The sequence below is a fragment of the Atribacterota bacterium genome (assembly GCA_028703475.1).
In the GTDB taxonomy this organism is placed as follows: Bacteria; Atribacterota; Phoenicimicrobiia; order Phoenicimicrobiales; family Stramentimicrobiaceae; genus JAQVMU01.
On record JAQVMU010000049.1, the window covers coordinates 1 to 4,776 of the forward strand.

The 4,776-nt window shown below is 36.9% G+C and carries 4 protein-coding genes; all 4 read left to right on the forward strand.

The annotated features are described in order from the left end of the window. Positions 1–57: 57 nt before the first annotated feature. From PHQ99_06045 to PHQ99_06060, 4 genes are read left to right on the forward strand one after another with little or no spacing between them, the layout of a single operon-like run. Positions 58–2,238 carry an ATP-dependent RecD-like DNA helicase gene (locus PHQ99_06045; protein ID MDD4289130.1) on the forward strand — a complete coding sequence of 727 codons (2,181 nt, stop codon included), beginning with the start codon at positions 58–60 and terminating at the stop codon, positions 2,236–2,238. Next, positions 2,235–3,443 (forward strand): 2,3-bisphosphoglycerate-independent phosphoglycerate mutase, encoded by a 1,209-nt coding sequence (locus PHQ99_06050; protein MDD4289131.1) that lies wholly within the window; start codon positions 2,235–2,237, stop codon positions 3,441–3,443. The genes PHQ99_06045 and PHQ99_06050 overlap by 4 nt, the downstream gene beginning before the upstream one ends. Positions 3,444–3,495: 52 nt before the next feature. Continuing rightward, on the forward strand, positions 3,496–4,248 hold the full coding sequence (locus PHQ99_06055) for a 2-phosphosulfolactate phosphatase (protein ID MDD4289132.1): 753 nt from the start codon (positions 3,496–3,498) through the stop codon (positions 4,246–4,248). A gap of 24 nt (positions 4,249–4,272) precedes the next feature. Then, positions 4,273–4,773 (forward strand): HIT domain-containing protein, encoded by a 501-nt coding sequence (locus PHQ99_06060; GenBank protein ID MDD4289133.1) that lies wholly within the window; start codon positions 4,273–4,275, stop codon positions 4,771–4,773. Positions 4,774–4,776: the final 3 nt, after the last annotated feature.

A 4,776-nucleotide genomic window follows, 5' to 3' on the forward strand; every position in this document is an offset into this window, starting at 1 on the left:
TAGGTATGAATGTTGAAGGTTAATATTTAGTTAGAGTATAGAGGAACAAAGGAATTAATGGAAGAAGAATTTACTCTTATAAAAGGAACAATTAAAAAGTTAGTATATCACAATGAAGAAAATGGTTTTGTTATTGCCCGCATCGATGAGCAGGAACCGGAAAAAAAAGAATCAACTGTAGTCGGCAAGATGGCAGCCATAAGTATCGGGGAGACCTATCAATTTAAAGGTAAGTGGAACCTTGACTCAAGATATGGCTGGCAGTTTAATTTTGAAGACTACCAGATTATTTTGCCCACTACACTGGAAGGTGTTCGCCGTTATTTAGGCTCGGGTTTGATTAAAGGGGTAGGCCCCTCAACGGCGAATAGGATTGTTGACCGGTTTGGAGAAAAAACTCTTGAAATAATTGAAGATTACCCCGAAAGATTAAACGAGGTAGATGGTATAGCCAGGAAAAGAATCGAGCTTATCAAGAAATCCTGGCAGGAGCAAAAAGAGATTAAGCGGGTTATGCTTTTTTTACAGTCCTATAATATTACTACCGGCTATGCAGTAAAAATATTTAAGCAGTATGGCTCTAAGGCTATAGAAAAACTGAAAGAAAATCCTTATTGTCTGGTTGATGACATTTTTGGCATCGGCTTTAAGATTGCCGATAAAATTGCTCAAAATTTAGGAATACAGAAGGATTCTCCATCCCGAATCAGGGCAGGGATAAAATATTGTTTAACTGAAAATGCAGGACAGGGACATTGTTATGTAGATTATAATGAGATAACCCAAATGACTGCAGAGCTACTGGATACTAAGCAAGAGCAGGTGGAAAAAGAATGCGCAGTACTTAACCGTTCCGGAGACATAAATATACAGGAAAACCAGGTTTGGCTTCCTGTATATTTTAATGCAGAAAAAGAGGTTAGTAAAAAAATTATATCCCTGATACATTATCCTCAACAATTGACACAGATAAATATTGATTCGAAGATAGAGGAATTAGAGAAAAAGTATCGGATTAAATTTGCCAAAGAGCAAAAAAGGGCAATAAAGGAAGTTCTTCTTCACCGTATTTTGATACTTACCGGGGGCCCGGGAACAGGTAAAACAACAACAACTATCGGGCTAATTGAATTGTTTGAAGATTTAGGTCTAAAAATTGTCCTTGCTGCTCCCACCGGCAGGGCTGCCAAAAAACTGAGCGAGGCTACCCAGAGAAATGCCAAAACTATTCATCGGCTACTTGCTTATAACCCAAGAGAAAGAGGTTTTACAAAAAATAAAGACAATCCAATCAGGGCAGATGTGATTATTTTAGACGAAGTTTCCATGATTGATATTATCTTAATGAACCACCTGTTGAAGGCAGTTACGGATAATACTTTTTTAATCCTGATTGGTGATATTGATCAATTACCGTCAGTTGGTCCGGGAAATATTTTGAAAGATATGATTGATTCAGAGGTGATTCCGGTAATCAGATTAACCCATATCTACAGACAAAAGGAAAAAAGCCTTATTGTTGTAAATGCACATCTGGTTAATCAGGGGAAATATCCTGTTTTAAAAGGAAAACAGGAAAGAGATTTTTATTTTCTGAAGGAGGATAACCCGGAAAAGGCGGCTGAAAAGATAATAAAATTATGCACTACCCGTTTGCCATATACTTACAGGTTTAACCCGATTAGAGATATACAGATATTGACTCCGATGTATAAGGGTTCTGCTGGAGCAGACAATCTTAACCAATTAATGAGAAATGCATTAAACCCCGGAGGAAAAGCTTTGAAATACGGACATCAACAGTATAAAATAAATGATAAAGTAATGCAGATTCGAAATAATTATGATAAGGAAGTATTTAACGGAGATATCGGAAATATTAAGGAAATTGATTTTGAGGAACAGATTGTTAGAGTCCTTTTTTATACCCGGATTGTAGAGTACGATTTCTCAGAACTTAATGAGCTGGTACTGGCATATGCAATTACTGTTCATAAAAGTCAGGGCAGCGAATACCCGGTAGTGGTTATTCCCATGTTGACACAGCATTTTCTTTTGCTGCAACGGAATTTATTATATACTGCCATTACCAGGGCAAGGAAAATGGTAATTATTGTTGGAACAAACAAGGCGCTATGGATTGCAATTAAGAATAATAAGACAGTCAAGAGAAATACCTTTTTGAAAGAAAGGTTAATTAATATGATATCCTTAGCAGGTAAAAGGAGAGAAAAATGATAACACAAGATATATTAAAAGAATTATCTATTCAGACAGAATCAAAAATTGTCCTGTTAGTAGCAGATGGAGTAGGGGATTTGCCCTCAAAAGAGGGGAAAACAGCCTTAGAATTTGCAAATACTCCCAATTTGGATAAATTAGCAGCACTTTCTGTTTGTGGTTTAACTGATCCTATAGGTAGAGGAATAACTCCGGGAAGTGGTCCTGCCCATCTCTCTTTGTTTGGATATGATCCAATTCAATGCCAGATTGGTCGCGGAGTTTTAGAGGCACTGGGTATTGATGTTGAACTAACTGAAGATGACCTGGCATGTCGTGGTAATTTTGCTACAATTGAGAAGGACAGGATTATAACTGACAGAAGAGCAGGAAGAATACCAACTGAGACTAATAAGAAGCTTTGCAGCTTACTACAGGAAAATATAACGGAAATAGAAGGAGTACAGGTAATTATCAAGCCGGGAAAAGAACATCGTTTTGTAGTAATATTTCGTGGAAAGGGACTGCAAGACGGAATTACGGATGCTGATCCTCAACTCAATGGTAAAAAAATGAAATATGCTGAAGCCCTGAGGGTGCAAAGTGAAGAAAGTGTAAAAATAGTAAACAGGTTTATTGACAAAGCTCTGGAAGTCCTTAAAGACGAGCATCCGGCAAATGCAATATTATTAAGGGGTATAGCCAAACATCCTGGATTACCATCCATGGTTGAACTGTTCAAATTAAACCCCGCGGCTATTGCAACATATCCCATGTATCGTGGCCTTGCTAAATTAGTCGGAATGGCTGTTCTTAAAACCGGTGAAACAATTGCTGATGAATTTGAGACATTAGAAAATAATTTTCAAAAGTACAATTTCTTTTATGTTCATATTAAAAAGACCGATAGTTATGGGGAAGACGGAAATTTTGATGCCAAAGTTAAAATTATTGAGGAGCTGGATAGTTTTATTCCTCAGTTATCAGAACTAAATCCGGATGTAATTGCAATAACAGGAGACCACTCAACCCCGGCAGCATTGGCAGCACATAGCTGGCATCCTAATCCGTTTTTACTGCATTCTAAGTTTATACGGGTTGACGAAACCCGGCATTTTAGTGAAAATGAATGTGTCAAAGGAGGACTGGGACGCTTTCCGGCAAAGGAAGCTATTCAGTTAATGCTGGCAAATGCACTAAAACTAAAAAAATATGGTGCGTAAACAGATTGATAGAAATTATAAATTGATTATGAAGAAATTAATGGAGATCAATATGACAGGACTGGATGTAGTATTATTACCTGAAGAGTTAAAAGAAAAAGATCTTTCAGAATGTCTTATCGTGGTGATTGATGTATTGCGGGCTAGCAGTACTATCACTACTGCCCTTGCATCAGGTGCAGACAGAGTTATTCCTGTTTATAATCCTAAAGAGGCTCAGGAAAGAGTAAAGCATTATCCAAATGAAAAAGCATTATTATGCGGAGAGAGAAACGGGGAAAAACTTGCAGGTTTTGACCTGGGAAATTCTCCACTGGAATATAAAGATTCCCGGATTAAAGGGAAGACAATTTTGCTGACTACAACCAATGGAATCAGGACAATTGATATGGTAAAAAAAGCAAAAAGGATTATTATCGGCTGCTTTTTAAATAGTCGGGCTGTTGCAGAATATTGTATCTCTTATCCGGGGAAAGTATTGATTGTCTGTGCAGGTGACAGGGGGAATATCTCCTTAGAAGACACTGTTTGTGCCGGAATGATAGTTGATGAGTTATATCTTAACAATATTAATAGAAACTGCGAGATAGAACATTATAATGATGACTTATTGATAGCATCTTTTTTGTGCCGGGAGTTTGGCAATAATCTAAGCGGGATGCTGGAGAAGAGTGTCTGGGGAAAACATCTTATTGCAATGGGTTTAAAAGAAGATATCAATTTTTGTGCACAAAAAGATATCTATAAACTTATACCGGTTATAAGGGGTGATTCAATTGTTAATAATGAATTGCCTGGTCAATAAAAAAGAGCATAAGTGAGGCAACAAATGATGAAAAGACATCTTTTTATACCTTCCAAGGTTGATTATGTAAGAGGAAATCGACCACAGGTAAACTGTATTTTATGTTCTATTGTAGAACATGATAAAAGGGTAGTTGATTCTGAAATTTTTAGCACAAAATTAATGACAGTGGCTCTTAATCTATATCCATATAACCCGGGCCATCTAATGATTTTTCCTAACAGGCATATCGAAAGTATTGAAGAAATGACTGAACATGAAGTAATTGAAATGCATCGTTTGACAGTATTGTCAATAAAAATATTACGGGAAAATTATAACGCCCAGGATTTTAATATAGGTTATAATATTGGAAAAAGCGCTGGTGCGAGTATAAGGCATCTGCACAGACATATTGTCCCCCGATATAGGAGTGAATTAGGTTTTGTAGATATTCTAAGCGGGTCAAAAATTTTTATAGAAGATCCTAAAAGCGCCCTGAAAAAACTGAAGGTGGCTTTTGACCTGGAAAGTGGTAGTCAATAATGA

Bases quoted from the DNA above. Each gene is read 5' to 3' on its own strand.
- PHQ99_06050 (MDD4289131.1), top strand. From the start codon at position 2,235: ATGATAACACAAGATATATTAAAAGAATTATCTATTCAGACAGAATCA.
- PHQ99_06060 (MDD4289133.1), top strand. From the start codon at position 4,273: ATGATGAAAAGACATCTTTTTATACCTTCCAAGGTTGATTATGTAAGA.
- PHQ99_06055 (MDD4289132.1), top strand. From the start codon at position 3,496: ATGACAGGACTGGATGTAGTATTATTACCTGAAGAGTTAAAAGAAAAA.
- PHQ99_06045 (MDD4289130.1), top strand. From the start codon at position 58: ATGGAAGAAGAATTTACTCTTATAAAAGGAACAATTAAAAAGTTAGTA.